The following is a 25,753-nucleotide window of genomic DNA, read 5'->3' as shown; positions in this document are numbered from 1 at the left end:
ACACCCATTATCGGCCCGAAACGGAACCAACGGCACAGATTCAACGTCTAATTAGGGTTGGGCGTTTTGGCGTCGTAAAGCAAAGGGCCCCTTGTTCGCCTGTGGCGAACACGGGACTACCGGGGCCAAACGCGCGTTAGAGTAGATGAAAACTCACGAGTAGAAGGGGCAACCATGTTTGAGAGGTTCACGGACAGAGCACGGCGCGTTATCGTGCTTGCGCAGGAAGAAGCGCGCGAGCTTAACCACAATTACATGGGTACTGAGCACATCCTGCTCGGCCTGATTAAGGAAGGCGAGGGCGTGGCCGCCAAGGCGCTCGAGTCCATGGGGATCAACCTGGACGATGTGCGCCGCGAGGTCATCGACATTATTGGCCACGGCTCGCAGCCGGTGACCGGGCACATCCCGTTTACCCCGCGCGCCAAGAAGGTGCTTGAGCTCTCGCTGCGCGAGGGCCTGCAGATGGGGCACAAGTACATCGGCACCGAGTTCCTGCTGCTCGGCCTGATTCGCGAGGGCGAGGGTGTTGCCGCGCAGGTGCTGACCAAGCTTGGGGCAGACTTGCCGACGGTGCGCCAAACCGTCATCCAGCTGCTCTCCGGCTACGAGGGCGGCGATAGCCAGAACCCCGAGACCCCGCAGGCGGGCCCCGGTGCTGTCGCCCCCGGCCCGGGCCCGCGCAGCGGCGGCCAGCAGGGCGAGCGCTCCAACTCGCTGGTCCTGGATCAGTTCGGCCGCAACCTGACCGCAGCGGCGAAGGAAGGCAAGCTGGACCCGGTGGTCGGCCGCGACAAGGAGATCGAGCGCATCATGCAGGTGCTCTCGCGCCGCACGAAGAACAACCCGGTGCTCATCGGCGAGCCCGGCGTGGGCAAGACCGCTGTAGTCGAGGGCCTGGCACTGGATATCGCCAACGGCAAGGTGCCGGAGACGCTGAAGGACAAGCAGGTCTACTCGCTGGACCTTGGCTCGCTCGTGGCCGGTTCGCGCTACCGCGGTGACTTCGAGGAGCGCCTGAAGAAGGTGCTCAAGGAGATCAACCAGCGCGGCGACATCATCCTGTTCATCGACGAGATCCACACGCTCGTCGGCGCGGGCGCTGCCGAGGGCGCGATCGACGCGGCCTCCCTGCTGAAGCCGAAGCTGGCCCGCGGCGAGCTGCAGACCATCGGCGCGACCACGCTGGACGAGTACCGCAAGCACATCGAGAAGGATGCTGCGCTTGAGCGTCGCTTCCAGCCGGTGCAGGTCGACGAGCCGAGCATCGAGGACACCATCCAGATCCTCAAGGGCCTGCGCGACCGCTACGAGGCGCACCACCGCGTCTCCTACACCGATGACGCGCTCAAGGCTGCCGCGAACCTGTCGGACCGCTACATCAACGACCGTTTCCTGCCGGACAAGGCCGTCGACCTGCTCGACGAGGCCGGCGCGCGCATGCGCATCAAGCGCATGACCGCCCCGGAGGAGCTGCGCGAGGTGGACGACCGGATTGCGGAGGTCCGCAAGGAGAAGGAAGCGGCGATTGACGCCCAGGACTTCGAGAAGGCCGCCGGCCTGCGCGACACCGAGCGCAAACTGGGCGAGGAGCGCGCGGAGAAGGAAAAGAAGTGGCGCTCCGACGACCTCGAGGACATCGCCGAAGTGGGCGAGGACCAGATCGCGGACGTGCTCGCGCACTGGACCGGCATCCCCGTGTTCAAGCTCACCGAGTCCGAGTCCTCGCGCCTGCTCAACATGGAGTCCGAGCTGCACAAGCGCATCATCGGCCAGGACGAGGCCGTCAAGGCCGTCTCCCGCTCGATCCGCCGCACCCGCGCGGGGCTGAAGGACCCGAAGCGCCCGTCCGGTTCCTTCATCTTCGCCGGTCCGTCCGGTGTGGGTAAGACGGAGCTGTCGAAGGCGCTCGCGGAGTTCCTCTTCGGCGACGACGATTCGCTGATCCAGGTGGACATGGGCGAGTTCCACGACCGCTTCACCGCCTCCCGCCTCTTCGGCGCGCCTCCGGGCTATGTCGGTTACGAGGAGGGCGGCCAGCTGACGGAGAAGGTGCGTCGTAAGCCGTTCTCGGTCGTGCTTTTCGACGAGATCGAGAAGGCCCACAAGGAGATCTACAACACGCTGCTCCAGGTGCTCGAGGAGGGCCACGTCACCGACGGCCAGGGCCGCGTCGTGGACTTCAAGAACACGGTGCTCATCTTCACCTCGAACCTGGGTACCGGCGACATCTCGAAGCCGGTCGGCCTGGGCTTTACGGGCAACACTTCGACCGACGCCGAGGCGCAGTACGACCGCATGAAGGGCAAGGTCCACGACGAGCTGAAGAAGCACTTCCGCCCCGAGTTCCTCAACCGCATCGACGAGATCGTGGTCTTCCGCCAGCTCACGCAGGAGGAGATCGTGCAGATGGTCGACCTGCTCATCAGCCGCGTGGACCTCAACCTCGCCGCGCAGGACATGGGCATCGAGCTTAGCGACGCCGCGAAGAACCTCCTGGCCAAGCGCGGTTTCGACCCCGTGCTCGGCGCGCGACCGCTGCGCCGCACCATCCAGCGCGAGGTGGAGGACGTGCTGTCGGAGAAGATCCTGTTCGGCGAGATCGGTGCCGGCGAGATCATCACCGTCGACGTCGATGGCGATGTGGAGGGCGACGAGAAGAACGCGAAGTTCACCTTCACGCCGCGCCCGCGCCCGCTGCCGGCTGAGACCTTCGATAGCGCCGAGGACGCTGCCGAAGAAGAGGAGGTCCGCGAGATCGACCCTGCGAAGGAGCAGCCGGAGTCCGAGGCCTCGCAGTTCCCGGACGAGACGCCCGAGAACCCGGAGCCGAATGACAAGGGCAACGGCCCCGAACCGGTCTAAGTAAACATCTGCCCCACTGCGGGCCAGAACCCCGGTGCAAGCACGGGCACGAGCGCGGCGATCACAGCGAGGATCGCCACGACGGTCGTGGCCGCGACTTGCCCGGGGTTAATCTGCTTTTCGGGCATGTATGTGGCCAGCCACTTGAGCGCGTCGCCGTAGTTGAACAGCAGGGGCGCCGCGTGCCCGGCGGCCGGGATGTTGCTGATGGGGTAGGAGCTGGCGCGGGCAAGCTTGCCGGCTTCCTCGAAAACGGGGGCGGTCAGGGAGGACAGCGGATTGGATGCCGTGCCGCGTAGCTGGACGAGTTCGTGGGTCACATCGGAGCCGTGTGCCTCGTAGTCCTTGGCCAGCTGGATGGCTTGGGGCGCGGGCACGAGGTCGTCGTCGGGGTTGGTCATGACCATGATGGGCATGGAGACGCCGACTTGGCCGAGTTTGTTGTGGTTGAGGGTGCGGGTGAAGCGTTCGTCTTCCAGGGCAAGCTCGGCAAGCGTGCGACCTCCGGTGAGGATGTCGCCGTGGGGGATGGGGGCGTCGGTGATGCAGTGGTGCTCGAGGGCGGCGAGCCAGCGGTGGCCTTCCTCGGTGAGGTACTCGTCGAGCGCGTCGCGGAACTCAGGGTAGGTGGAGGCGTAGCTTACCGTTGCGTATCCGACGACGGTGTCGAGCATGCCTGCGGTGCCCTGCTGCATCACGGCGAGCGGGTCGGCGGGTGGGGCGCCGGCGAAGGTGGCGCGCACGTCGAGTTCGGGCGCGTAGTCGGCGACAAGTTCGGCGGCTGCAGCGGCCGCGCCCCCGCCTTGGGAGTAGCCCCAAAACGCGATGGCTTCGTTGTCTTTGGCGGTGGCGCGGGCGGCGTCGATAAGCGCGTGGCCCTGCTCGATGCGATTGAGGTAGGTGTGGGTGCCGGGGGTGCCTAGCCCGATGTAGTCGGTGACGACGACGCGGTAGCCGGCGCGCGTGAGCTGGCCGACTAGGGGTGCTTCGTAGTTGATGCCGATGGAGTCGCCCTCGATCGAGGAGAGCATCGCCGTGCCTGCCGACGGCGCACAATGATCCGCCATGCCGCGGGTGCCGGGCGCGAGCGCGATGAGCCCGCGCGCGTGCGGCGTGTCGTAGAGTGCGCCGGAAACTTCGACGGTCTCGCCGGACTCAGTGGTGCTGGTGTAGCGGATGCGCTGGCCTTCGCTCGCCGGGACTGTGCTTGTGGAAATCAGTGTGCCGGGGGCCTCGCTCGCGACCGCCGGTGGCGCGAGCGCGAGGACGGCGGCGAGGGCAGTTGCGCGCAAAAAGGTCTGTTTCACACCTTGGATGCTAAGCCAACATGAGCAAGCTCGCGGCCATAAGCCCCATGCCGCCCATCATCCAGTAAACGGAGACGTGGTGATGGCCAGTCTGGATCGCGTTTGGCATGAGCTTGTCGACGCTGATGAACACCATGATGCCGGCGACGGCGGCGTAGGAAAAGCCCATGGTCTGCGGGCCGAGGAACGGCGAGATCAGCGCGAAGCCGAGAAGCGCGCCCGCCGGTTCCGCGAGCCCGGACAGGGTGGCCCAGCCGGCGGCGCGCCAGCGGCACCGCCACGGCCACGCCCTCCGGGATGTTGTGCAGCGCGATGGCGACGGCGATCGGGATAGCGAGCTTCGGGTCGGTGTAGGCGGCCATGAAGGTGGCAAAACCCTCGGGGAAGTTGTGCAGCGCGATCGCGATGCCGGTCATCAGTCCCGCGCGGCGCAGCGTGGTTGCCTGCGCGGCGGTCGAGGTGCTCGGCTCGTGCGGGTTGATGTCGTCGGGGACCAGCCGGTCGATCACCGCGATCAGTGCGACGCCGAAAAAGAAGGCGGCGATGGCGGACCAGTCGTTGTCCAGCGCCTCCATTGCCTCGGGCAGAAGCTCGACGAGCGAGATGTAGATCATCACCCCGGCAGAGAAACCGAGCGAGCCGGCGAGGAAGCGGTCCCCGATATCGCCCTTGAGCGCCACAAGCACGCCGCCGAGGCCGGTGGATAAGCCGGCGAGCAGCGTGATAGCTAGGGCGGTCGTGAACATGCGATGAGTATAGCCCTAGCTGGGCAGCCGGAACCTGCCGTCTGCGTCTTGCACGGCGAGGCCGTCTTCGAGCAGGGAAAACAGGGCGCGGTGGGTTTGGGCTGGGTGGGGCCAGGTGGCGTCGATAAGCGACTGCTCAACGGGCCCGGTGGCCTCGCGCAGCACGCGCATGATCTTGCCGCGGACCTGGCGGTCGGTGCCGGCGAACTTCTGCGTGCGCGGGGCGAAGTCGGCGGGCGGTTGGCCGGCGGCGAGCCACGCGCAGTCGACCACGGGGCATTCGCTGCATTTCGGCGCGCGCGAGGTGCACACGAGCGCCCCGAGCTCCATGAGCGCGACGGAGAGTTCCGGCCCGTGGGGGATTTCGGTCAGCTCGCGTTTACTCGGCCGCACCTGGGCGACGCCGCGCACCGCACGCGCGTGGACGCGCCGCACGTTCGTGTCCACCACCGGCACGTCCTGGCGGAAGGCGAAGTTCGCCACGGCGCGCGCGGTGTAGTCGCCGATGCCGGGCAGCGCGAGTAGCGCGTCGACGTCCGCGGGCACCTCGCCGCCATGCTTCTCGACGATCACCCGCGCGCACTCCAACAACCGCAAAGCCCGACGCGGGTAGCCGAGGCTGCCCCAGGCACGCAGCACCTCGTCCGTGCCAGCCTGCGCAAAAGCGTGCGGGGTGGGCCAGCGCGCGATCCACTCCTCCCAGATTGGGGCGACGCGCTCGACCTGGGTTTGGTGGCTCATGACCTCGGAAAGCAGCACGCCCCAGGCGCTTGTGCCCGCCTCGCGCCACGGCAAGTCGCGCGCGTTGCGGCGATACCACGAGACCAGATGCTGATATTGCTTCGAAACTTCCACGATGAGTGACAGAATAAACATATGACTGAACAAACAGAACTCGACCCGTCGACCCCCACCGAAGTGTGGGCAGCACTGAAGGCGGGCAACGAGCGCTTCGCCACCGACCGCACGCTTGCTCCGCACCGCGACTCCGCCCGCCGCAGCGCGCTGACCTCCGGCCAGAACCCCTTCGCCGCCGTCATCGCCTGCTCCGACTCGCGGGTGCCCGTCGAGCTGCTTTTCGACGCCGGGTTCGGCGACGTCTTCGTCATCCGCAACGCCGGTGGCTGCATCGACTCCTCGGTCAGTGGCTCGGTGGAGTTCGCCGTCGAGGATCTGGGTGTCTCTCTCGTTCTCTTCCTGTCGCACGAGCGCTGCGGCGCGATCGGCGCGGCGATCCAGGGCGTGAACAGCGCGGCCCTGCCGACGAATCTGACTCGCGTGTTTGTGGAGAAGATCGCGCCGTCGGTAATCAGCGCCCAAGCAGACGGCCCGGTCGATAGCGCGGAGATCGAGCGCACCCACGCCAAGGTCACCGCCGAGCACCTCATCGCCCGTATCCCCGCACTCCGCAAGGGCATCGACGAGGGCACCGTCGCCATGGTTGGTGCGCGTTACCGGCTCGAAGACGGCCGCGTCGAGACCGTGTATGAGAACTTTGGCAACTAAGGTGAAGGCATGACACACCAGCGCCCCCCAGCACGGCCCCCGCGGCGGAAGCACGCACCGGAGATCTACATGCGACGACGCGTCCTCGCGCTCGTCCTGCTTCTGCTTGTGGTGGCGCTAATCATCTGGGGCATGGTCGCCTTCGCCAAGGCGGTCGGCGGCTCGGGCAAGGACGAAAACCCGGAGAGCTCGGAGACAGTCGCCACCGCCACCGAGGACGCGCCGGTGACCGAGCCGACCGTGCCGGAGCCGAGCGACGCGCCCGCTTCGCCTTCTTCCAGCGCAGCACCAAACGAAGAGGCGAAGGAGGAGGACACCGCCACGGCGGCCGCGCCGGAAAACCCCGGCGAGTGCTCGCTGAAAGACCTGCGGATCACCGCGATGACGAACCAGCCCTCCTACCCGGCGGGCACCGAGCCGGTGCTCTACATGGAGGTGGAAAACCCCACCGAGGTGGACTGCGAGATCGACCTGGAGGCCTCGCCGCTGCGCTTCGAGGTGTACTCCATGGGCACCAACGACCGCATCTGGTCGGACACGGACTGCAACGCGCCGATGCTCACCGGCAGCGAAACCTTCGCGCCGGGTGAGACCCGCGGGTTTGAGGCGCGCTGGTCCGCCACCAACTCCGCGCCCGATGCGTGCGAGAACCGCGCGCCGGTGCCGGCGGGCTCCTACTTCCTGCACGCGGTGATCGGCGATAACGCCTCGGACCCGGTGCCGTTTAACATCACCTAGCGGGGGTGACGGCCGCAATCGCTTGGGAAAGCGTTGCGGCCTCCGTGATTGTCATGCCGTTCACGGAAGCCTCCGCGCCCGCGGGCACGATGGCGCGCTCGTAGCCTAAGCGGGCGGCCTCCTGCAGGCGGCGCTGCAGGTTGGGCACGCGGCGCAGCTCGCCGGCAAGACCTACCTCGCCGATCACCACGGTCTTCGGCGGCAGCGGGGTCTCGTGCAGGCTGGACCAGGTAGCGAGTGCGACCGCCAGGTCGGTCGCCGTCTCGGTGATCCGGACACCGCCGACGGTGGCCACGTAGGCGTCCTTGTCGTTGGTGCGCTGCCCGCAGCGGGCCTGCAGCACGGCAAGCACCATCGGCACGCGGTTGAAATCCAGGCCGGTGACGACGCGCCGCGGGCTCTTGTTCACCGGATCGACCGTGAGCGACTGCACCTCGGCCAGGATGGGGCGCACCCCGTCCATCGCCACGGTCACCGCGGAGCCGTCCGGCGTGTTGCCGCGGTGGGAGAGGAAGAGCCCGGAGGGGTCCGGTACTTCGCGGATGCCCTCGGAGGTCTGCTCGAAGCAGCCGACTTCGTCGGTCGCGCCAAAGCGGTTCTTGATCCCGCGCAGCATGCGCAGCGAGGAGTGGCGGTCGCCCTCAAAGTTGAGCACGACGTCCACGAGGTGCTCGAGCACGCGCGGGCCGGCGACGTTGCCGTCCTTGGTCACGTGCCCCACGAGCAGCACCGGCATATTCGTCGTCTTGGCCAGGGTGGTCAGTGCGGCGGTCACGGCGCGGGACTGCGCGACCCCGCCGGCGACTCCCTCGACGCCGCTGGCTTGCATGGTCTGCACCGAGTCGACGATCAAGAGCGAGGGCTTGAGCTCCTGGACGTGCCCGAAGACGACGTCCAGGTTCGATTCTGCCGCGAGGTAGAGGCTGTCTTTCAGCGCGCCGGTGCGCTCGGCCCGGCCGCGAACCTGGCCCGCGGACTCCTCGGCGGTGCAGTACAGCGCCTTGCGGCCTTGCTCGGCCCAGCGGGAGGCGACTTCGAGGAGGAGGGTGGATTTGCCCACGCCCGGCTCGCCCGCCATGAGGACGACGGAACCGGGGACCACGCCGTTGCCCAGCACCCGATCAAGTTCGGTGATGCCGGAGGCGATGGTGTGGGTCGACGCCGCGTCGACAAGCGTGATGGGCTTCGCGCTTGACGCAGGCGTCAGCGGTGCGGAAGGGGCTGGCGCGCTTTCCTGCAGGGTCCCCCATGACCCGCATTCGGGGCAGCGCCCGAGCCACTTCGGCGAGGAGTACCCACACTCGGAACAGGTGTGGATACTGCGCGGCTTCTTAGCGATCTGCTTCGCGCTCCTGCTCGCCCGACTGCAGCGTCGGCGCGGACACAGCGACCTCAACCTCGAGCGAGGTGCTGTCGAACTCGAACTTCACCGGCACGACGCCGCCGTACGCGAAGTCCTGGTTCTCCAGCGAGGTGACCACGTACTGGATGGAGCCGTCCTTGGACTTCGGCATGTTCTTCAGGCCCGCGGCGGAATCCGCGACCAGCGAGGCGTTGTAGGGGATCGGGCGGGAGTTGCCGAGCGCGACCGGGGTGCCGTCGACGGTGACGGACTCGAGCACGTGGTCCTTCATGCTGCGGTCCTGGTTGGTCACGGTGAACTTGACCGCGGCCTGGCCGTCCTCGGCGAGGATGACGGTGGCGTCCTGCACCGAGAGCTCCCTGTCCTCGGTGAACGCGGTGGCGCCGTCGACCGCAGCAACCTGGTTCGAGGTCTGGGTGATCTGGCCGGCGGAGCAGCCGGTAAGTGCCAGTGCGGAGGCGACTGCGACAGCGGCGAGCGGCTTCAGGGACTTCACGTGGGTGTCCTCCATCGTTTATGTAGAGCGCGTAGTTTTCTCCGCTTTACCTTAGCCGGAGCTGGTGTGGTTTTCCCAGTTTCCTTGCCCTTCCCAGGGCCACCCAGGCCAATCGGGGGTAAACTTTGGTTGCGGTTTTTGGGCCCGCCGGGAGGGTGTGGTGGGCGTGGCGCGAGTAAGCACGTGCGAAAACGCTACGGTGGTAGGGTTGGGCAACGATGACTGAAGGAGCTTCAATGGAATTCAAGGTCGGCGAAGTCGTGGTTTACCCGCACCACGGTGCGGCGAAGATCGCGGATATCGAGCAGCGTGAGATCGGCGGGGAGACCCTCGACTACCTGGTGCTGCAAATCCTCCAATCCGACCTGGAGGTCCGCGTGCCGGTGAAGAACACTGAGCTCGTCGGCGTGCGCGATGTGGTCAACGAGGAGGGCCTGCAGAAGGTCTTCTCCGTGCTGCGCGAAGAGGACGTCGAGGAGGCGGGCAACTGGTCCCGCCGCTACAAGGCGAACCAGGAGCGTCTCGCGTCCGGCGACATTAATAAGGTGGCCGAGGTCGTGCGCGACCTGTGGCGTCGTGACCAGGGCAAGGGCCTGTCTGCGGGCGAGAAGCGCATGCTGGGCAAGGCTCGCCACATCCTCGTCGGCGAGCTGGCGCTGGCCGAGCCGGTGGATGAGAAGAAGGTCGAGGAGATGGAAGAGGCCATCCGCAAGATCATTGATGAGCAGGTCAAGGCCGGGATCTCGATCGCGCCGGAGCCTGCGGACGATGACGAGGATGACCTGGACATGGAGGACCTCTCCTTCGACGACGAGAAGTAGCCGTGTCTCGTAGGGTCGTCGCCGTTGTCGCGGCCGCAGGTCAGGGCACCCGCCTGGGCGCGGATGTGCCGAAGGCGTACGTGCCGCTGCGCGGCCGCAGCCTGCTCGAGCGTTCGGTGACCGCGATGGAGACCGCCGAGATCGTCGACGCGATTTATGTGGTGGTCAGCCCCGCGATGGAGCCGGTCGCCCGCCGCGCCCTGCAGGGCCACGACGTCACCTTCGTCCACGGCGGTGCCGAGCGCGCCGACTCCATCTATGCGGCGCTCCGCGCAATCCCGCTTGCCGACGCCTGCGTGCTCGTCCACGACGCCGCCCGTGCGCTAACCCCGCCCGGGATGATCGCGCGCGTGGCCCGCGCGGTCCTCGACGGGGCCGATGCCGTGGTGCCGGTGCTGCCGGTCGCCGACACGATCAAGGAAGTCTCCGCCACCGGTGCGGTGGTGGCCACCCCGGACCGTTCGCGCCTGCGTGCCGTGCAGACGCCGCAGGGCTTTGACCTGCGCAAGCTGCGCGCGGCGAACGAGGCGTATTTTTCGGGTGAGCAGGACTTCGTCGCCACCGACGACGCCTCGCTGATGGAGTGGTTCGGCACGGAGGTTGCCACCGTGCAGGGCGACCCGATGGCGTTTAAGATCACGACCCCGATCGACCTGCGCCTGGCCACCAGCATCACCGACGAGGCCGAGCCCACGATCTTCGAGGTACTAGGCAACTAGCGCGGGTAGTCTGGCGGGCATGACTCAAGACTTTGCCAAGCTGCGCGTTGGAACTGCCTTTGATGCTCACCAGATCCAGGAAGGTAAACCCTGCTGGATCGCGGGCATTTTGCACGAGGGCGTCGACGGGTGCGAGGGACACTCGGACGGGGATGTGGTCGCGCACGCGGTGGTGGACGCGGTGCTGTCCGCAGCTGGTTTGGGGGATTTGGGCTCGTTCGTCGGTGTGGGCCGCCCGGAGTACGACGGGGTCATGGGCACCCAGCTGCTGAAAGAGCTGCGCGAGCTACTGCAGCGCGAGGGTGTGCGCGTGGTGAACGTCTCCGCGCAGCTGATCGGGCAGAGCCCGAAAATGGGGCCGGTGCGCGGGAAGGCCGAGCAGGCCTTGAGCGAGGCGCTGGGCGCGCCGGTGTCGGTGTCGGCCACCACCACGGACCACATGGGATTTACGGGTGCGGGCCAGGGGAGGGCTGCGATTGCGACGGCGCTGGTTGAACTAAGCTAGCGGGCGTGACTCAACGCATCTTTGATACCAAAACCCGCACACTGAAAGACTTCGAACCCCTGCGCGAGGGGCATGTGTCCATTTACCTGTGTGGTGCGACCCCGCAGTCCGCACCGCACATCGGGCACTTGCGCTCCGGCGTGGCTTTCGACATTGTGCGTCGCTGGTTTTTGGCCAAGGGGCAGGACGTGGCGTTTGTACGCAACGTCACCGATATTGATGACAAGATCCTAAACAAGGCCGCCGAGCACAATCGTCCCTGGTGGGAGTGGGTGTCCACCTACGAGCGCGAGTTCACCCGCGCCTACGACACGCTCGGTGTGCTGCCGCCGTCGGTGGAGCCGCGCGCCACGGGGCACGTGACTCAGATGGTGGACTACATGCAGCGCCTGATGGACCGCGGCTTCGCGTACGCCGCCGACGGCTCCGTCTACTTCGACGTGGACGCCTGGGTCGCTGCCGAGGATTCCGATTACGGCTCGCTGTCCGGCAACCGCCCGGAGGACATGGCGCGCGGGGACGCGGGCGCAGGCAAGCGTGGTCCGCTCGATTTCGCGCTGTGGAAGGCGGCGAAGCCGGGCGAGCCGAGCTGGCCGACCCCGTGGGGCGAGGGCCGCCCGGGCTGGCACTTGGAGTGCTCGGCGATGTCCACCTGGTACTTAGGTTCCGAGTTTGACATCCACGGCGGCGGCCTTGACCTGCAGTTCCCGCACCACGAGAACGAGCAGGCGCAGTCCCACGGCGCCGGCGACGGCTTCGCGCAGTACTGGATGCACAACCACTGGGTGACCATGGCTGGCGAGAAGATGTCGAAGTCGCTGGGCAACGTGCTCTCCATCGACAACATGCTCGAGGCGGTCCGCCCGGTCGAGCTGCGTTACTACCTGGGCAGCGCGCACTACCGCAGCGTGCTGGAGTACTCGCCGGAAGCGCTGCAGGAGGCGGCCGCGGGGTACCGCCGCATCGAGGACTTTGTGCACCGCGCGGGCACGCCGGAGCCCTCCACCTGGTCGGAGGCGTTCGAGCAGGCGCTTGACGACGACTTCGCGGTCCCCAAAGCCCTCGCCGAAATCCACAACACGGTTCGCGCTGGCAACAGCGCGCTCGTCGCCGGGGAGACTGAGAAGGCCACCGAGCTGGCGGCCCAGGTGCGCGCGATGGCTGCCGTGTTGGGTGTAGACCCGGGCGCGTGGGACAATGACGCAACTGGCGGCGCGGCCGATCAGGCGCATCACGCGCTGGACACGTTGGTGCAGGCGGAGCTCGCTCGCCGCACTGAGGCTCGCGCGAACAAGGACTGGGCGGTTGCCGACGAGGTACGCGACCGGCTCGCCGCAGCAGGCATCGAGGTCACCGACACCGCGGACGGCCCGACCTGGCAGATCAAGGAGTAGGAGACGAGATGGCAAAGCCGTATCAGCGTCCGGATAAGCAGAAGACGCATAAGAAGGGGGCCACGAAGGGCTCCGGTGGGCAGCGCCGCCGTGGGCTGCGCGGCAAGGGCGCAACCCCGAAGGCGGAGGATCGCGTCTACCACGCGGCGCACAAGCGGAAGCAGGCGCGCGATCGTCGTAACCAGGGCCGCCACGAGCGCGAGCTTGCGGACATGGTGGTCGGCCGCAACCCGGTCATCGAGTGCCTGCACGCGAAGGTGCCCGCCGAGGCGCTGTACGTGGCGCAGGGCACCGGCCACGACGACCGCCTAAGCGAGGCTGTCGCCATCGCCCAGTCGCGTGGCATCCCGGTCTCCGAGGTGCAGAAGCGCACGCTGGATGAGATGACCGGCAACGGCATGCACCAGGGCATCGGCCTGAAGATCCAGCCCTACAAGTACGCCGACGTCTTTGACCTGATGAGCAAGGTCGACGGCAACGGCATGTTCGTGGTGCTGGACAACATCACGGACCCGCGCAACCTGGGCGCGGTGATCCGCTCGGCGGCCGCATTCGGCGGCGACGGCGTGATCATCCCCGAGCGCCGCTCCGCCCAGGTCACGGGCGTGGCCTGGCGCACCTCCGCAGGTACTGCGGCGCGCCTCCCAGTGGCGAAGGCCACCAACCTCACCCGCACGATAAAGCAGTTCAAGGACAACGGCTACATGGTCGTCGGCCTGGACGCCGGTGGCGAGCACACGCTCGATACCTTCGACGGCGCGTGCGACCCGGTAGTCATCGTCGTCGGTTCGGAGGGCAAGGGCATTTCCCGCCTGGTGCGCGAGAACTGCGACGTGATCATGTCCATCCCCACCGAGGACTGGGTGGAGTCGCTCAACGCGTCGGTTGCCGCGGGTGTGGTGCTCAGCGAGTTCGCCCGCCAGCGCCGCGCGGCGCAGTAGAGGTGGGGGAGGAAATCCACTACCCTGGGGAGTAATCGTTCAGCCCGCCTTGAGAGCAATTCTCAAGTGTGGGCTGGATCTTTCTTCTGACCTGCTACGCCCCAGCCCCGGTAATCCGGCGCGCCTGCCACGCCCCGATCCCGCGGCAGACCACGTAAATCCCGAAAGAGACGAACGCGACGAGCACGCTGACCGGCAGCCCGGGCGCGAGCGAGAGGATGAAGCCGCCGACGGCCGCGACCTCGGCGAAGATCACTGACAGCAGGACCGCGAGTTTCGGGTTGGCGGTCACGGCGACGGCGCTCGCGCCGGGCGTGATCAACAGTGCCATGACCAGCAGCACGCCGACGATCTGCACGCTGTTCGCCGCGGCGAGGCCAACCAGAACGGCAAACACGGTCGCCATGGTGCGCACACGTACGCCGGTCGCGGCGGCCATCACCGGGTCGATCGAGGAAAACAGCAGCGGCCGCCACAGCGCAACCACCGCGGCCACCACCACGACGGTGGTGATCGCCAAAGCCCACACGCTTGTCGACGCCACGCCGACCACCTGCCCCGTCAGCAACGACATCGCGATGCTGGAGTTGCCCGGGTACAGGTAGATACACAGCACGGAGATGCCCATGCCGAAGCTCATGACCACGCCGACGGCGGAGTCATTGCCGCCCTTGAATCCCAAAAGCGCGAGCGCGATGGCTGCGGCGATTGAGCCTGCCACCGCGCCAAGGGAAACGTTGAACCCGATGACTAGGGCGGCTGCGGCACCCATGAGCGCGAGCTCAGAGGTGGCATGGACGGCAAAGGACATCTGCCGCATCACGATCAGCGGTGCGAGCACCCCGGAGAGCACGCCGAGGAAGGCGCAGGCCACCAGTGAGGTGATGACGAAGTCCTGGGAGAGCAGGTAGACGGTGGTGTCCCACATCAGATGATCACCGTCTTCCCGCCGGCGCGTACGACCTGGACGGGTGCGCCGTAGAGCTCGGAAAGCACGTCGGATTGGAAGACCTCGTCGGCGGTGCCGATGACGTGGCCGTTCGGTCCGATGTAGAGGACTTTGTCCACGATGTCGATGACGGGGTCGATGGAGTGCGTGACCATGGCCACCGCCGCACCCGATTCTTGAAAGCGGGCGATGGTCTGGCGTTGGCGCGCGACGTCCAGGGAGAGGAGGGGCTCATCGGCCAGGATGATCTCGGGGTCTTGCGCGAAGGCTTGGGCCTGGCGTACGAGTTGTTGTTGGCCGCCGGAGAGGCGGCCGACGTGGGCGTCGATAAGCGAAGGGGCCCCGACGTAGGCGAGCAGCGCTTCGGGCTCACCGCCGGCAAGCGAGACGAGGTCGCGCACGCGCGCCGGGAGGTGGGCGGGGAACATCTGCTGCTGCGGGATGTAGCCCACGCGGCCGCCGAGTTCGATCGTGCCCGCCTCGAGGCGCTGCATGCCGAGTGCGGCCCGCAGCAACGTCGATTTGCCGGAGCCGTTGGGGCCGAGAATGGCGAGGAACTCGCCGGGGGCGAGCTCACACGTGATGTCGCGCCACAGGGGCGCAATGGTTGCGTTACGCAGCTGCAGCATTGAGCTGGTCAACGATTTCCTGGAAGTAGTCGAAGAAATTCTTGCCGTCCTGCGGGGTCTCGGTGATGTCCACGACCGGCACGCCGGCCTCCTTAGCCGCAGCGACAAGACGCTCGGAGACGGCATTGGGGGACTGGGAATTATTGATCAGGATATCAGCATCCTTGATCGCCTCGAGCGCCTCGGCGACGGCGGCCGCGGACGGCTCGGAGTGGTTCAGCGTTGCGTGGCGGTAGGACTCCGGGGTGGCGTCTACCAGCGCGGACTCCTCCACGATCGCGTCGGCGATCGGGTGGGTCTGGATCACGTTGGCCGCAGGCAGCTTGGCCAGGGACTCGTCGATGCCGGCGAGCTTGTCGTCGAGCGAGTTACCGCCGATCTGCGCGGCGACGTCGCGGATGGCCTCAGTGGAGTACCAGATGTGCTCGTTTTCTTCGCCGTGTGCGTGATCGTGCGCGTGATCATGGTCGTGTTCGCCGTGATCGTGCTCACCGTGCTCGTGGTCATGCTCATGGTCGTGCTCGTGGTCGTGCGCCTCGGCCGGCGGCAGCGCGGTGATGAGCGTGCCCTTCGCGGCCGTGTAGAGGGCTGCGTCGTAGGCGCCGCCGTTGGCCACCACGGTTGCGGCCTGGGCGATCTTGGCCAGATCGGCGGCGGGGGGCTCGTACTCGTGGGGGTCGGTCGAGGGGTTGCTGATGATCGCTTCGACCTCGTCGCCAGTTGCGGCGGACGCGACGTCGGCCCACACCTGGGTGGTGGCGACCATGGTGCCGTCGCCGACCTGCTCAGCGTCCTGAGCGGTGTCCTGCTCGGCGTCCTGCGCGCCGCAGGCGGTGAGGGTAAGGGCGAAGGCGACTGCTGCGATCCGTTTCATCATGCAGCCCATCCAACCACTAATGGAAACGGTTTTCAAAATGGGAGGCGGGGTAGCATGGCTGCATGCCCGCGACGCTCGCCTCCATCGCCGCCGACCTCGGCATCTCTCGCACCACGGTCTCCAACGCGTACAACCACCCGGACCAGCTCTCGCCCGCGCTGCGCCGCCGGATCCTCTCGTACGCCGAGTCGCGCGGCTACGCGGGACCCAACCCGCACGCACGCTCGCTGCGTACTCAGCACACCGACACGCTTGGGGTGGTGCTCACCGAGCACCTGAGCTTCGCCTTCGAGGACCGCGCCTCGGTCGACTTCCTCGCCGGCGTGGCGGACTCCAGCGAGTACGCGCTCACACTCATCCCGACGGGCGCGAGCGTGCATGATGCGATTGTGGACGGCGTCATCGTCTATTCGGTGCCCGAGAACGCGCAAGTGCTTCTCGACGCCAAGACGCGCCACCTCCCCCTCGTCATCTGCGACCAGCCGACGAATGTCCCGGACGTACCATTTGTGGGCATCGACGACGCCGCCGCGATCGCGCCGGCGGCCGAAGCGCTCGTCGCAAACGGGCACCGACGCATCGGGATCCTGGCGAAGCGCCTGTTCAGCACCCCCACCAACGGTTTTGTGGAGCCCGCGGCTCTCGACGCCGCCGACCTGCACCTCCAGCGCGCCCGCATCCGCGGCGCACTCGATGTCTTCGGCGCCGCCGGAATCAGCGACGTCCCCGTGGTCACACGCGACCAGAACGACCTCGCCGCCGCCACCGACGGCGCACGCGAGCTCATCGAGTCTCACCCAGAGCTGACCGCGGTGCTGTGTACGACGGACTCCATGGCGCTCGGCGTGATCGAGTACTGCCGCGGCCGCCGCGCCATCCCGGAAGAGCTGTCGGTGACCGGCTTCGACGGCATCGGCGTGCCGGGGCTGACCACGGTGGAGCAGCCCAATAGGCGCAAGGGGGAGGTCGCGGCAATGCTGGTGCGCTCGCTAATCGAGGGCCGCCCGCAGCGACGCGAGCGCGCGCTGTTGCCTACGAGGTTTCTGCCAGGTACGAGCGTCGCGCTTGCGCCAGCTGGCTAAGCGCTCGCGCCATCTCGGCCACGTTTGCAACCCGGTAGCGCGCCGCGCTGTCCTGCGCGCCCACCTTCACGCCCACGTCCGGGCCCTGGGTGAGCACGGCCATGGCGGTTTCGTCCGTGGTGTCGTCGCCGGCGAAAAGCGTGGCGGCAAAGGCGCGTTTGCGCTGCGCGAGCCAGGAACCTTTGGTCACGTCGACGGCGGAGAACTCCACCACATTGTGGCCTGGCGTGACCGACCGCGAACCGGTGTCTAAGGCGCGGGCGGCGCGCAGCATTTCGCGGGCGCGCTCCGGGTCGGAAGCCGCGAGCGGGGCGACGTGCAGCACGCGCTGATACGGCTTTTCCTCCACGTAGGCGGGCGGGGTGGCGATCCGCTCCAGCTCGTTGCCGATGCGCTCGAGGTAAGCGGCGTCCTCGGGTAAGAGCGTGGGGCCGGGCTCAGCGCCGTGGGAGCCGACGCGCACCAACCCCTGCAGCGAAGGCGTCTCGGGAAGGACCTCGGCGAGTCCCTCGAGGTGGCGGCCGGTAAGCACGGCGACCTCCGTGTCCGGGAGGGTAAGGAGGCAGGCGATCGCGTCGAGCGCCTCCGGGTGGGCGCGCACGGCATAAGGGTCGGTGTTGAGCTCGGCGAGCGTGCCGTCGAAATCTAGGCAGACCAGGAGGGACTCGGCGTGGGCGAGGTTGGCGATGGCGTCGTCAAGCGGGCTCACAGCGACATCAGCCGCACGCTCGGCGGCTCGACCGTGTCTTCGGTGGAGGTCCACAGCAGCTCGGTGTCGGTGAGCTGCTCGGTGCGGAACTGCGCGCCGGGCACAAGGATGCTGGTCAGCTGCTCGTGGACGTGGCGCGCCCCGCCCTCGCAGTCGCCCGGGGCACCCACCTCAACCTCGTCGATGGTGAAGGTGTTGTCCTCGGTGCGAATCGACGCCTGCAGGTCAGCGCACGCGGTGTTGCCGTCGAGTTCGGTCTCGGAGATGTGGAAGTTGGCCAGCCCCGCGGCGTCGGCAAGCAGGGCCCCGGGCACGGCGGGATCCGTGTGGACGGCGACAACCTGCCAGGTGGGGTCGCCGCCGCAAGCGGCGAGCGGCAGCGCGAGGGCGAGCACGAGGGCGCGGACGGGTTTCATAATGCCTCCAAAAACGACGCCGCCCAGGCGTCAACATCGTGCGTGGTCACCCACTCGTACATCGCGCGCATGCGCTGCGGGTCGGGGTCGGCCGCGGCCTCAATCGCGCGGACGATCGAGTTCACCTCGAAAGGATTGCACAGGTAGGCCTGGTCAAGCTCCACGGCGGCACCTGCGAACTCGGAAAGCACGAGCGCGCCGCTGCCATCCGGGTGGCAGGCCACGTACTCCTTGGCCACCAGGTTCATCCCGTCCTTAAATGGCGTGACCAGCATGATGTCGGCCGCGGCGTAGTAACTGCCCAGCTCCTCCTTGCCCACCCCGTGGTGGACGTAGTGGATCACCGGCCGGCCAACGCGGCCGAAACGCCCGTTGATGCGCCCGACCGCCGCCTCCACCTCGCGGCGGGTCTCGCGGTAGTGCTCGATGCGCTCGCGCGAGGGCGTGGCCAGCTGAATCAGCGTGGCTTGGTGGCCCGCCTCGAGGATCCGCTCGAAGGCGAGGAGGCGCTGCAGGATGCCCTTCGTGTAGTCCATCCGGTCGACGCCCAGCATGAGCAGCTCCGGGTTGCCCACCAGCTCGCGCACCCGCGCCGGGTCGCCTGGGGCCACGGCCTGCGGGTCGATGGAGATGGGGAAGGTGCCGGTGCGCACGCGGGCGTCGGCAAGCAGCAGCCCGCGGAAGTTCTGCTCGTCGGTGCCGCGCTGGAAGCCGATCAGATCGCAGGCCTGAAGCGAGCCGAGGATCTCCTCGCGCCACGGCAGCTGCCGGAACAGATCCGGCGAAGGGAAGGGGATGTGCAGGAAGAACCCGATCTTGAGATCCGGGCGGCGCTCGCGCAGAAGTCCCGGAACCAGCTGCAGCTGGTAGTCCTGCACCCACACCGTGGCACCGTGCGCCGCTTGCTTTTCGACGCTCGACGCAAAACGCTCATTCACCGCCACGTAACGCTCCCACCACGCCTGGTGGTACTGCGGCGCAACAATCAGATCGTGGTAGAGCGGCCACAACGTGGAGTTGGAAAACCCCTCGTAGAAGTCGGTGTAATCCGCCTCATCGAGGGGTACGGGCACAAGCTCGATCCCGCCCGCACTAAAAGGGGCAAGCGAGGTGTTGGTCTCGCCAGGCCACCCCACCCAGCAGCCGCCGCGGGCGCGCAGCACCGGCGCGAGCGCGGCAACCAGCCCGCCCGGGGAGGCCTGCCAGCGATCCCCCACGCGGTCGACGGGCAGCCGGTTGGCCACCACCACAAAGTCGTACACGCTTAAGACTTCTTCGCCGTCGTCTTCTTCTTGGTGGCCTTCTTCTTCGTAGCCTTTTTCTTCGTGGCCTTCTTCTTGGTGGCCTTCTTCTTCGTTGCCTTTTTCTTGGTCGCCTTCTTCTTGGTGGCTTTCTTCTTCGTCGCCTTCTTCTTGGCGGTCGAGCCGGTGGCTTCCTCTTCCTCGTCGCCCAGGATTTCCTCGGCGTACTTCTTGTAGTTAAAGCCCTTCGGTTCCACGCCCAGCATGGACATCAGGGTCACCCCGTCGAAGAAGTCCTCGGCGTACGTTGCCACGATTCGCCGGGCGCCGGAAGCGGTCTGCTCCTCCATCTCATTGATGGCCTCTGGCGAGGGGCGGGAGTCGGTGATCTTCGGTGGCACTACGGGTTCCTCCTTGAATAAGACACAATCTCAAACCGCGATTCTACGCCAAAGCTAGTGGCGGCGACGCCTCGGCCGCCGGGCGGCTGCCTCCGCGCGGCGAATCTGCTGGAAAGTCAGACGGCCCGCGCGCTTAAACGCCCGGTACGGAATATAGAGCTGCGGGCGGCGGATCCGGCGTGCCACCCACTCGCCGAAGATCACGCCGCCGGCCAGCGCCATACAGGTGGCGATCGCGGTGAAGACGTTGGACAGGCCCACCACCATCTGCTCGTTGAGCACCGCGTAGAGGCCACGGTAAATGCCGGAGCCCGGCAGGAAGGGGGTCACGCCTGCGACCGCGGTAATCACCGGGTTGATCAGCAAGCTACGAGAGATCAAACCACCGGCCAGGCCAATCACGATCGCGCAGGCCGTGGTGGCGAGGAAGGCGTCCGTGCCCAGCGGGATGAGGAAGACGTAGTAGATCGTGGAACCCACCGCGGCGGTCAGCCCTGAGACGATGACGGCCTGGCGCTCCGCAAAGCACGTCACCGCAAACGACGCCGAGGCCAGCGCCCCGCCGAGGATACGCCAGCCCGCGCTGCCCAAGGAGGGCTTGCCCAACATGGTCTCGAGCGGCGGTAGCCCGACGCCCATACGCTCGGCGAAGTACAAGCCGATCGCCACGCCGGCGACGATGCCGCCGGAGGACAACATGGTCTGGAAGAAGCGGGAGGCGGCGGTGACAGGGGAGCCCGTGATGCCGTCGAAAAGCGATTGCACCAGCGTGAGACCTGCGAGCAGCACAATAATGCCCGAGGCGATGACCTGGCTCGGCACGATCGTGTGGCCGATGGATGCGGAGAAGTCGTAGAAGAGCGCGGCCGGGATCGTGGCGAGGAAGCCGCCGAGGACGCAGTGGTAGAAGTAGGGCAGCGAGTTGTGCGACAGGACCTTGTTGAAGCCCATGATGAGGAAGGCGGTCAGCCCGCCGACCAGCGCCATGAGGAAGTCGCCGCCGAGCAGGATGGACACGGAAGCGCCCATGACCGTCCAGCCCGCGAGGTTGCGGGCGTTGCGGTGCGGGATGGGCTCGTTCTCGATGTCGTCGAGGATCTTCTCCGCGACCTCCGGGCGGGTGGCACCGGCGCGGATCGAGCGCATAAGCCGGTCCGCCTCCTGGAGCTTGCGGTAGTTCTCGCTCATCATCGTGACCACGCGGAAGACGTTGACCGGCGTGCGGCGCTCAATGCCGATGATCGTGTTCATCGTGATCGTGTTGACCGTGATGTCCACGTGGCAGTAGTGCAGGCCGTAGGCGGAGATGACCGTGCGAATCTGCGCGATCGCGTCCGAAGACGTCGTGCCGTTGGCAATGAGAATCTCGCCGATGCGGGCGCCGATGTTCATCACCGCGGCCACCTGCGTGGGGTCGGTGAGATCGACCGGGGCGAGGACCGATGGGGGCGGGGAGGTACGCGCCGCGTCAATCGTTGCGACGTGGCTACGCGACCCCCGCATCTGCTGCCAGAGCTGCTCTACTTTCCTCACAGCCGAAACACTATCTGGTGGCGCTATTTCGCGCACCCACGGGGCGGTGTGTAGAATTTGTGGGCACTGCTGGAGTGGCGCAATCGGTAGCGCAACGCACTTGTAATGCGTAGGTTGCGAGTTCAAGTCTCGTCTCCAGCTCGGCTGTTGGACCCCTCACCTTCGGTGAGGGGTTTCGCCGTCTGTGCTCTTTGACTTTACCCCCGCTATTAACCGTCACCCCCAAGACAACGTTCAGGAAACGTACAGTGGTGGGGAGTTAAATGGGCACTTGCTGTTCCCACAAAAAGGAGTACTAGACATGGCTGATACCAACCAGGGCATCAAGGTCCTCGTGGTTGATGATGAACCGAATATCGTCGAGCTGATTACCGTCTCCCTGAAGTTCCAGGGCTTCGAGGTCGAAAGCGCGAACTCCGGCCAGGAGGCGCTCACCATTGCCCGCGAGTACCGCCCGGACGCCTACATCCTGGACGTGATGATGCCGGGTATGGACGGCTTCGAGCTGCTGGGCAAGCTGCGCCAGGAAGGCCTCGACGGCCCGGTGCTCTTCCTCACCGCCAAGGACGCGGTGGAGGACCGTATCCACGGCCTGACCATCGGTGCTGACGACTACGTGACCAAGCCCTTCTCTCTCGAGGAGGTCATCACCCGCCTGCGCGTGATCCTGCGCCGCGGCAACGTCACCGACGACGAGAACCAGGACGGCACCATCCGCTACGCCGACCTGACGCTCAACGACGAGACGCACGAGGTGACCAAGGCCGGCGAGATCATCGACCTCTCTCCGACCGAGTTCAACCTGCTGCGCTACCTCATGCTCAACGCGGAGGTCGTGCTGTCCAAGGCGAAGATCCTGGACAACGTCTGGCACTACGACTTCGGCGGCGACGGCAACGTGGTCGAGTCCTACATCTCGTACCTGCGCCGCAAGATCGACACCGGTGACGTGCCGCTGATCCAGACCGTCCGCGGTGTGGGCTACGTGCTGCGCACCCCGCGCCAGTAATTTAAAAGGTCTATGACGGTCAACCGCCTCACTGCCAAGTCATACAACCAGGCGACCAAGCCGCTACAGAAGCAGCTCGTCACCATGGTGGTCATCGTGGCAACGCTTGGCATCATGCTGAGCTTCGCCACGGTCTACTTCCTCATGCGCGGCATCTTGACGCAGCGCGTGGACGAGCAGCTCGAAGAGGGGATCGACACCTGGGCGGGGCAGGGTACCTGGATCCCGTCGATCGGCGTGCCTAGCGAGTTCGCCCAGGCCACGTGGTTCCCCGGCTACCCGTATCCCTTCTCCCGCTACACCCCGCGCGGCAACCCGCCGGACTGGGAACAGCTCACAGTGCTGGACTCGCCGCGGACGATCAACTCCAAGAACGTGGATAGTTCGGAGGAGCTGGTGAAGTGGAGGGCGTTGGCGTCGAAAAGCGACGACGGCACCATCACGCTGGTGGCCAAGCGACTCGAATCCGAGGAGCGCATCCTGCGCTGGCTCGCGGTGGTGGAGGCCAGCCTGGGGCTTACTGCGGTGATCGGTATTGCGCTGGCCGCGCGCACGCTGGTGCGGCGCTCACTGGCGCCGCTGCGCGAGGTGGAAGAGACTGCCCTGGCCATTGCATCTGGCGACGTCGACCGGCGCGTGCCCGCGTGGTCGCGCGAGACCGAGGTGGGCAAGCTCTCGTACGCGGTGAACACCATGGTCACCCAGCTGCAGGAATCCGTCAACGACGCGCAGGCGAAAGAGGAACAGATGCGCCGCTTTGTTGGCGACGCCTCCCACGAGCTGCGCACGCCGCTGACCAGCGTGCGCGGCTACGCCGAGCTTTACCGCAAGGGGATGGCACCCGATGCGGACATGGTCATCGACAAGATCGAAGTAGAATCCGGCCGCATGCAACTGCTTGTCGAAGACCTGCTGGCGCTCACCCGCGCGGAAGGCACCCGACTGGACCGAAAGACCGTGGAGATGCAGAAGGTTGTCGACGCGGCCGTTTCCTCAGCGCGGGCGGCGTACCCCGAGCGCTCCATCGAAGTGGATGACCAGTGCCTGCGTGCCGCCGAAGTCAACGGCGACCCGGACCGCCTCCACCAGGTGCTGATGAACCTGATCAACAACGCCTTCAAACACGGCGGGCCCGAGGTGGACGTGGTGATTACGTTGCGCGAAAACCTCGACCGCATTGTGTTGGAGGTGGCAGACAACGGCAAGGGCATGTCCGAGGAAGACGCGGCGCGCATCTTCGACCGCTTCTACCGCGCCGACGCCTCCCGCAACCGTGCAGGTGGCGGAGGCTCCGGCCTAGGCCTGGCCATCACCAAGTCGCTCATCGAACAGCACGAGGGCACCATCACCGTGGAGACCGCCCCGGGCGAGGGCGCGACCTTTGTCATCTCCCTGCCGCTGCTCCACAAGGTGGAGGAGGAGGCCCCTGCGGCGGGTGCGAAGGACAAGGCGAAGGGTAAGACGGCGAAGTCGAAGTCCAAGGGTACGAAGCGCGGGAACAAGGAGAACAACGAGGGCGAGCGTTAGGGGGTCGCTGGCGGTTCCGGGGGTTTTGAGTGGTGCCTGCTGGCGGTTTTGGCGTTGGTGTAAATGGAGCTAGCTCCGTTTGGAGTTTTTGGTTTCGCGCGACCTGCGGTTTTGGTGGTGGGGTGGGTGTAAATGGAGCTAGCTCCATTTGGAGTTTTCGGTTTCCCGCGACCTGCGGGTTTGCCAGCGGGGCACAACAAAAGGAGCTAGCTCCATTTGGCACAACCGGGATCACGTGACCTGGGGGTTTCCAGGCCGCTCCCGTGCAAATGGAGCTAGCTCCGTTTAGAAGACTGTCTAACCGTCTACCCGATCGCGCCCCGCAGCGTCTCGGCGGCTGCGTCCATCTTCGCCGGGTCCGTCTCGTCGGCGCGCATGACGCTGGCGAGGTTGTAGCCGGACATGTCGTTGGCGGGGAAGACGTGGATGTGCGCGTGCGGGACCTCGAAACCGGCGATGAGGTAGCCGGCGCGCTCGCAGTCAAACTCGCTGACGATGGCATTGCCGATGCGCTGTGCCACCGCGTTCATCTTGGCCCACAGTTCGGGCTCGAGATCCGTCCACTTGTCCACCTCCTTGACTGGCACGACGAGCGTGTGGCCGTAGGCGATCGGTTCGATGGTGAGGAAGGCGGCGACGTCCTCGTCCTTGTACACGAAGCGGCCGGGGATCTCGCCGTTGATAATTTTTGTGAAGACTGTGCTCATACTCTCAAACCGTACCTGTAAGTTTGAGGCCATGCGCATCCTTGTTATCGGTTCGGGCGGCCGTGAACACGCCCTGCTCAAAGGACTTGCCGGCAACGAACTCTTCGTCGCACCCGGCAATGCAGGTATGGAATCGCTGGCGAAGTGCCTGCCTATCGACGCTTTAACGCCCCAGCCAATCGTCAACCTGACCAAAGAGGTTGACGCGGAGCTCGTCGTTATCGGTCCGGAGGTCCCTCTGGTCGCGGGCGCTGCCGACGCGTTGCGTGAGGCGGGCATCCCCGTCTTTGGCCCGACGCAGGAGGCGGCCCAGCTCGAGGGGTCGAAGGCGTTTGCCAAGGACGTGATGGCCGCAGCTGGCGTGGCGACGGCCCGCGCACTGCGTGTCACCCCGGAGCAGGGCACCGCGGGCGTGGAGGCTGCGCTGGAGCAGTTCGGCCCGAACTACGTGGTCAAGGACGACGGCCTGGCCGGCGGCAAGGGCGTCGTGGTCACCACCGACCGGGCGGAGGCCGCAGCCCACGCGAACGCGGTGCTAGAGGCGGGCAACCCGGTGCTGTTCGAGTCCTTCCTCGAAGGCCCCGAGGTGTCCCTGTTCTGCCTGGTTGATGGCGAGACCGTCGTGCCCTTGCTGCCCGCGCAGGACCACAAGCGCGCCTACGACAACGACGAGGGCCCGAACACCGGCGGCATGGGGGCCTACACCCCGCTGCCGTGGCTGCCCGAAGGTGGCGTGGAGCGCATCGTCGACGAGATCGCCCGCCCGGTCGCGCGCGAGATGGTCAACCGCGGCATCCCCTACCAGGGCCTGCTGTACGTGGGCGCGGCCTGGGGTGCCGAAGGCCCGTCCGTGGTGGAGTTCAACGCCCGCTTCGGCGACCCGGAGACCCAGCCGGTGCTCTCGCTGCTGAAGACCCCGCTGGATCAGGTGCTCTACGCCGTGGCCACCGGCACGCTCGCGGACCTTGCGCCGCTGGAGTGGGAGGACGGTTACGCTGCGACGGTCGTGCTCGCCGCGGAGAACTACCCGGCCAGCCCCGCCAAGGGCGATGTGATCACGGGCGCGGAGCTGGACAACCCGGACAAGGTGCTGCACGCTGGCACGAAACGCACGGACGAAGGCTATGTCTCTGCAGGCGGGCGCGTGCTCAACGTGCTCGGCCACGGCGCCACGCTGGAGGAGGCGGTGGCGGATGCCTACCGCGTCATCGAGGGGATTGAGATGCACGGGTCCTTCTATCGCAAGGATATTGGGCGGCGTGCGGTGGCGGG

General features: G+C 66.7%; 25 protein-coding genes, 1 tRNA gene and 1 pseudogene. 13 read left to right on the top strand and 14 right to left on the bottom strand.

Going from position 1 to position 25,753, the window contains the following annotated elements:
- The first annotated feature begins 174 nt into the window (after nt 1–174).
- Nucleotides 175–2,865, top strand: a complete 2,691-nt coding sequence (locus HMPREF2550_RS08355) for an ATP-dependent Clp protease ATP-binding subunit (RefSeq protein WP_070790651.1) — start codon at nt 175–177, stop codon at nt 2,863–2,865.
- On the opposite strand, the gene HMPREF2550_RS08350 is transcribed toward HMPREF2550_RS08355, so the two are convergent.
- The 3 genes and pseudogenes from HMPREF2550_RS08350 to HMPREF2550_RS08340 all read right to left on the bottom strand — a co-directional run bounded on the left by HMPREF2550_RS08350 (nt 2,862) and on the right by HMPREF2550_RS08340 (nt 5,794).
- A complete protein-coding gene (locus HMPREF2550_RS08350) occupies nt 2,862–4,172 on the bottom strand; it encodes a lipase family protein (RefSeq protein ID WP_070790650.1) in 1,311 nt (436 codons plus the stop codon). The two genes, HMPREF2550_RS08355 and HMPREF2550_RS08350, sit on opposite strands and share 4 nt — an antisense overlap.
- Nucleotides 4,173–4,182: 10 nt before the next feature.
- Nucleotides 4,183–4,918 (bottom strand): annotated as a pseudogene (zupT, locus tag HMPREF2550_RS08345) (zinc transporter ZupT).
- Between the two features lie 15 nt (nt 4,919–4,933).
- A complete protein-coding gene (locus HMPREF2550_RS08340; protein ID WP_070790649.1) occupies nt 4,934–5,794 on the bottom strand; it encodes an HhH-GPD family protein in 861 nt (286 codons plus the stop codon).
- Between HMPREF2550_RS08340 and HMPREF2550_RS08335 the strand changes: the two genes are divergently transcribed.
- Both HMPREF2550_RS08335 and HMPREF2550_RS08330 read left to right on the top strand, forming a co-directional pair.
- Nucleotides 5,795–6,424: a carbonic anhydrase gene (locus HMPREF2550_RS08335; protein WP_070790648.1), complete on the top strand. Its 630-nt coding sequence runs from the start codon at nt 5,795–5,797 to the stop codon at nt 6,422–6,424.
- 9 nt (nt 6,425–6,433) lie between these two features.
- A complete protein-coding gene (locus HMPREF2550_RS08330; protein WP_070790647.1) occupies nt 6,434–7,162 on the top strand; it encodes a hypothetical protein in 729 nt (242 codons plus the stop codon).
- Here the strand turns inward: HMPREF2550_RS08330 and radA are convergent.
- Nucleotides 7,155–8,501: a DNA repair protein RadA gene (radA, locus tag HMPREF2550_RS08325; protein WP_070790716.1), complete on the bottom strand. Its 1,347-nt coding sequence runs from the start codon at nt 8,499–8,501 to the stop codon at nt 7,155–7,157. The genes HMPREF2550_RS08330 and radA overlap by 8 nt on opposite strands.
- Nucleotides 8,494–9,036: a hypothetical protein gene (locus HMPREF2550_RS08320; protein ID WP_070790646.1), complete on the bottom strand. Its 543-nt coding sequence runs from the start codon at nt 9,034–9,036 to the stop codon at nt 8,494–8,496. Before HMPREF2550_RS08320 ends, radA begins: the two co-directional genes overlap by 8 nt.
- Before the next feature lie 221 nt (nt 9,037–9,257).
- Between HMPREF2550_RS08320 and HMPREF2550_RS08315 the strand changes: the two genes are divergently transcribed.
- From HMPREF2550_RS08315 to rlmB, 5 genes are read left to right on the top strand one after another with little or no spacing between them, the layout of a single operon-like run.
- Complete coding sequence (locus HMPREF2550_RS08315; protein WP_070764263.1) at nt 9,258–9,842, top strand: CarD family transcriptional regulator; 585 nt, start codon at nt 9,258–9,260, stop codon at nt 9,840–9,842.
- A 2-nt stretch (nt 9,843–9,844) separates the two neighbouring features.
- Nucleotides 9,845–10,561 carry a 2-C-methyl-D-erythritol 4-phosphate cytidylyltransferase gene (gene ispD, locus HMPREF2550_RS08310; protein WP_070790645.1) on the top strand — a complete coding sequence of 239 codons (717 nt, stop codon included), beginning with the start codon at nt 9,845–9,847 and terminating at the stop codon, nt 10,559–10,561.
- 19 nt (nt 10,562–10,580) lie between these two features.
- Nucleotides 10,581–11,066: a 2-C-methyl-D-erythritol 2,4-cyclodiphosphate synthase gene (gene ispF / locus HMPREF2550_RS08305; RefSeq protein ID WP_070790644.1), complete on the top strand. Its 486-nt coding sequence runs from the start codon at nt 10,581–10,583 to the stop codon at nt 11,064–11,066.
- Nucleotides 11,067–11,071: 5 nt separating this feature from the next.
- On the top strand, nt 11,072–12,460 hold the full coding sequence (cysS, locus tag HMPREF2550_RS08300) for a cysteine--tRNA ligase (RefSeq protein WP_070790643.1): 1,389 nt from the start codon (nt 11,072–11,074) through the stop codon (nt 12,458–12,460).
- A gap of 8 nt (nt 12,461–12,468) precedes the next feature.
- A complete protein-coding gene (rlmB, locus tag HMPREF2550_RS08295) occupies nt 12,469–13,401 on the top strand; it encodes a 23S rRNA (guanosine(2251)-2'-O)-methyltransferase RlmB (protein WP_070790642.1) in 933 nt (310 codons plus the stop codon).
- Between the two features lie 94 nt (nt 13,402–13,495).
- Here rlmB and HMPREF2550_RS08290 read toward each other — a convergent pair whose 3' ends face one another.
- From HMPREF2550_RS08290 to HMPREF2550_RS08280, 3 genes are read right to left on the bottom strand one after another with little or no spacing between them, the layout of a single operon-like run.
- Nucleotides 13,496–14,329, bottom strand: a complete 834-nt coding sequence (locus HMPREF2550_RS08290) for a metal ABC transporter permease (RefSeq protein ID WP_070790641.1) — start codon at nt 14,327–14,329, stop codon at nt 13,496–13,498.
- Nucleotides 14,329–14,979: a metal ABC transporter ATP-binding protein gene (locus HMPREF2550_RS08285; RefSeq protein ID WP_070790640.1), complete on the bottom strand. Its 651-nt coding sequence runs from the start codon at nt 14,977–14,979 to the stop codon at nt 14,329–14,331. Before HMPREF2550_RS08285 ends, HMPREF2550_RS08290 begins: the two co-directional genes overlap by 1 nt.
- The gene (locus HMPREF2550_RS08280; RefSeq protein ID WP_168167700.1) at nt 14,963–15,856 is read right to left on the bottom strand and encodes a metal ABC transporter solute-binding protein, Zn/Mn family; all 894 of its coding nucleotides are present in this window, start codon (nt 15,854–15,856) and stop codon (nt 14,963–14,965) included. Before HMPREF2550_RS08280 ends, HMPREF2550_RS08285 begins: the two co-directional genes overlap by 17 nt.
- Nucleotides 15,857–15,918: 62 nt before the next feature.
- Between HMPREF2550_RS08280 and HMPREF2550_RS08275 the strand changes: the two genes are divergently transcribed.
- Nucleotides 15,919–16,938: a LacI family DNA-binding transcriptional regulator gene (locus HMPREF2550_RS08275; protein ID WP_070790639.1), complete on the top strand. Its 1,020-nt coding sequence runs from the start codon at nt 15,919–15,921 to the stop codon at nt 16,936–16,938.
- Here HMPREF2550_RS08275 and HMPREF2550_RS08270 read toward each other — a convergent pair.
- The 5 genes from HMPREF2550_RS08270 to HMPREF2550_RS08250 are packed head-to-tail and all read right to left on the bottom strand — an operon-like array spanning nt 16,889 to nt 21,208.
- On the bottom strand, nt 16,889–17,647 hold the full coding sequence (locus tag HMPREF2550_RS08270; protein ID WP_083319861.1) for a trehalose-phosphatase: 759 nt from the start codon (nt 17,645–17,647) through the stop codon (nt 16,889–16,891). The genes HMPREF2550_RS08275 and HMPREF2550_RS08270 overlap by 50 nt on opposite strands.
- A complete protein-coding gene (locus HMPREF2550_RS08265) occupies nt 17,644–18,063 on the bottom strand; it encodes a hypothetical protein (protein WP_083319860.1) in 420 nt (139 codons plus the stop codon). Before HMPREF2550_RS08265 ends, HMPREF2550_RS08270 begins: the two co-directional genes overlap by 4 nt.
- Nucleotides 18,060–19,325 (bottom strand): alpha,alpha-trehalose-phosphate synthase (UDP-forming), encoded by a 1,266-nt coding sequence (locus HMPREF2550_RS08260; RefSeq protein ID WP_070790638.1) that lies wholly within the window; start codon nt 19,323–19,325, stop codon nt 18,060–18,062. Before HMPREF2550_RS08260 ends, HMPREF2550_RS08265 begins: the two co-directional genes overlap by 4 nt.
- 2 nt (nt 19,326–19,327) lie before the next feature.
- Nucleotides 19,328–19,705 carry a hypothetical protein gene (locus tag HMPREF2550_RS08255; protein WP_070764282.1) on the bottom strand — a complete coding sequence of 126 codons (378 nt, stop codon included), beginning with the start codon at nt 19,703–19,705 and terminating at the stop codon, nt 19,328–19,330.
- 54 nt (nt 19,706–19,759) lie between these two features.
- The gene (locus HMPREF2550_RS08250) at nt 19,760–21,208 is read right to left on the bottom strand and encodes a threonine/serine exporter ThrE (protein WP_070790637.1); all 1,449 of its coding nucleotides are present in this window, start codon (nt 21,206–21,208) and stop codon (nt 19,760–19,762) included.
- Between the two features lie 98 nt (nt 21,209–21,306).
- On the opposite strand from HMPREF2550_RS08250, the gene HMPREF2550_RS08245 reads away from it, so the two are divergent.
- The 3 genes from HMPREF2550_RS08245 to HMPREF2550_RS08235 all read left to right on the top strand — a co-directional run bounded on the left by HMPREF2550_RS08245 (nt 21,307) and on the right by HMPREF2550_RS08235 (nt 23,774).
- Nucleotides 21,307–21,379, top strand: a tRNA-Thr gene (locus HMPREF2550_RS08245).
- Between the two features lie 160 nt (nt 21,380–21,539).
- A complete protein-coding gene (locus HMPREF2550_RS08240) occupies nt 21,540–22,247 on the top strand; it encodes a response regulator transcription factor (RefSeq protein ID WP_038592377.1) in 708 nt (235 codons plus the stop codon).
- Nucleotides 22,248–22,259: 12 nt separating this feature from the next.
- On the top strand, nt 22,260–23,774 hold the full coding sequence (locus HMPREF2550_RS08235; protein ID WP_070790636.1) for a sensor histidine kinase: 1,515 nt from the start codon (nt 22,260–22,262) through the stop codon (nt 23,772–23,774).
- 305 nt (nt 23,775–24,079) lie between these two features.
- Here HMPREF2550_RS08235 and HMPREF2550_RS08230 read toward each other — a convergent pair whose 3' ends face one another.
- Nucleotides 24,080–24,481, bottom strand: a complete 402-nt coding sequence (locus HMPREF2550_RS08230) for an HIT family protein (protein WP_070790635.1) — start codon at nt 24,479–24,481, stop codon at nt 24,080–24,082.
- 31 nt (nt 24,482–24,512) lie between these two features.
- Between HMPREF2550_RS08230 and purD the strand changes: the two genes are divergently transcribed.
- Nucleotides 24,513–25,753 (top strand): phosphoribosylamine--glycine ligase (gene purD, locus HMPREF2550_RS08225; protein WP_070790712.1); only part of this gene is annotated, 1,241 nt, incomplete at its 3' end.

Origin of the sequence: Corynebacterium sp. HMSC074A01 (genome assembly GCF_001831515.1) — a bacterium.
In the GTDB taxonomy this organism is placed as follows: Bacteria; Actinomycetota; Actinomycetes; order Mycobacteriales; family Mycobacteriaceae; genus Corynebacterium.
Note: the sequence above shows the minus strand (reverse complement) of the source record. Positions and strands in the feature narration are given on the sequence as shown.

Bases quoted from the DNA above. Each gene is read 5' to 3' on its own strand.
- HMPREF2550_RS08355 (WP_070790651.1), top strand. From the start codon at position 175: ATGTTTGAGAGGTTCACGGACAGAGCACGGCGCGTTATCGTGCTTGCG.
- HMPREF2550_RS08340 (WP_070790649.1), bottom strand. From the start codon at position 5,794: ATGTTTATTCTGTCACTCATCGTGGAAGTTTCGAAGCAATATCAGCAT.
- HMPREF2550_RS08335 (WP_070790648.1), top strand. From the start codon at position 5,795: ATGACTGAACAAACAGAACTCGACCCGTCGACCCCCACCGAAGTGTGG.
- HMPREF2550_RS08330 (WP_070790647.1), top strand. From the start codon at position 6,434: ATGACACACCAGCGCCCCCCAGCACGGCCCCCGCGGCGGAAGCACGCA.
- HMPREF2550_RS08320 (WP_070790646.1), bottom strand. From the start codon at position 9,036: ATGGAGGACACCCACGTGAAGTCCCTGAAGCCGCTCGCCGCTGTCGCA.
- HMPREF2550_RS08315 (WP_070764263.1), top strand. From the start codon at position 9,258: ATGGAATTCAAGGTCGGCGAAGTCGTGGTTTACCCGCACCACGGTGCG.
- ispF (WP_070790644.1), top strand. From the start codon at position 10,581: ATGACTCAAGACTTTGCCAAGCTGCGCGTTGGAACTGCCTTTGATGCT.
- rlmB (WP_070790642.1), top strand. From the start codon at position 12,469: ATGGCAAAGCCGTATCAGCGTCCGGATAAGCAGAAGACGCATAAGAAG.
- HMPREF2550_RS08290 (WP_070790641.1), bottom strand. From the start codon at position 14,329: ATGTGGGACACCACCGTCTACCTGCTCTCCCAGGACTTCGTCATCACC.
- HMPREF2550_RS08285 (WP_070790640.1), bottom strand. From the start codon at position 14,979: ATGCTGCAGCTGCGTAACGCAACCATTGCGCCCCTGTGGCGCGACATC.
- HMPREF2550_RS08280 (WP_168167700.1), bottom strand. From the start codon at position 15,856: ATGATGAAACGGATCGCAGCAGTCGCCTTCGCCCTTACCCTCACCGCC.
- HMPREF2550_RS08275 (WP_070790639.1), top strand. From the start codon at position 15,919: ATGCCCGCGACGCTCGCCTCCATCGCCGCCGACCTCGGCATCTCTCGC.
- HMPREF2550_RS08265 (WP_083319860.1), bottom strand. From the start codon at position 18,063: ATGAAACCCGTCCGCGCCCTCGTGCTCGCCCTCGCGCTGCCGCTCGCC.
- HMPREF2550_RS08250 (WP_070790637.1), bottom strand. From the start codon at position 21,208: ATGCGGGGGTCGCGTAGCCACGTCGCAACGATTGACGCGGCGCGTACC.
- HMPREF2550_RS08240 (WP_038592377.1), top strand. From the start codon at position 21,540: ATGGCTGATACCAACCAGGGCATCAAGGTCCTCGTGGTTGATGATGAA.
- HMPREF2550_RS08235 (WP_070790636.1), top strand. From the start codon at position 22,260: ATGACGGTCAACCGCCTCACTGCCAAGTCATACAACCAGGCGACCAAG.
- HMPREF2550_RS08230 (WP_070790635.1), bottom strand. From the start codon at position 24,481: ATGAGCACAGTCTTCACAAAAATTATCAACGGCGAGATCCCCGGCCGC.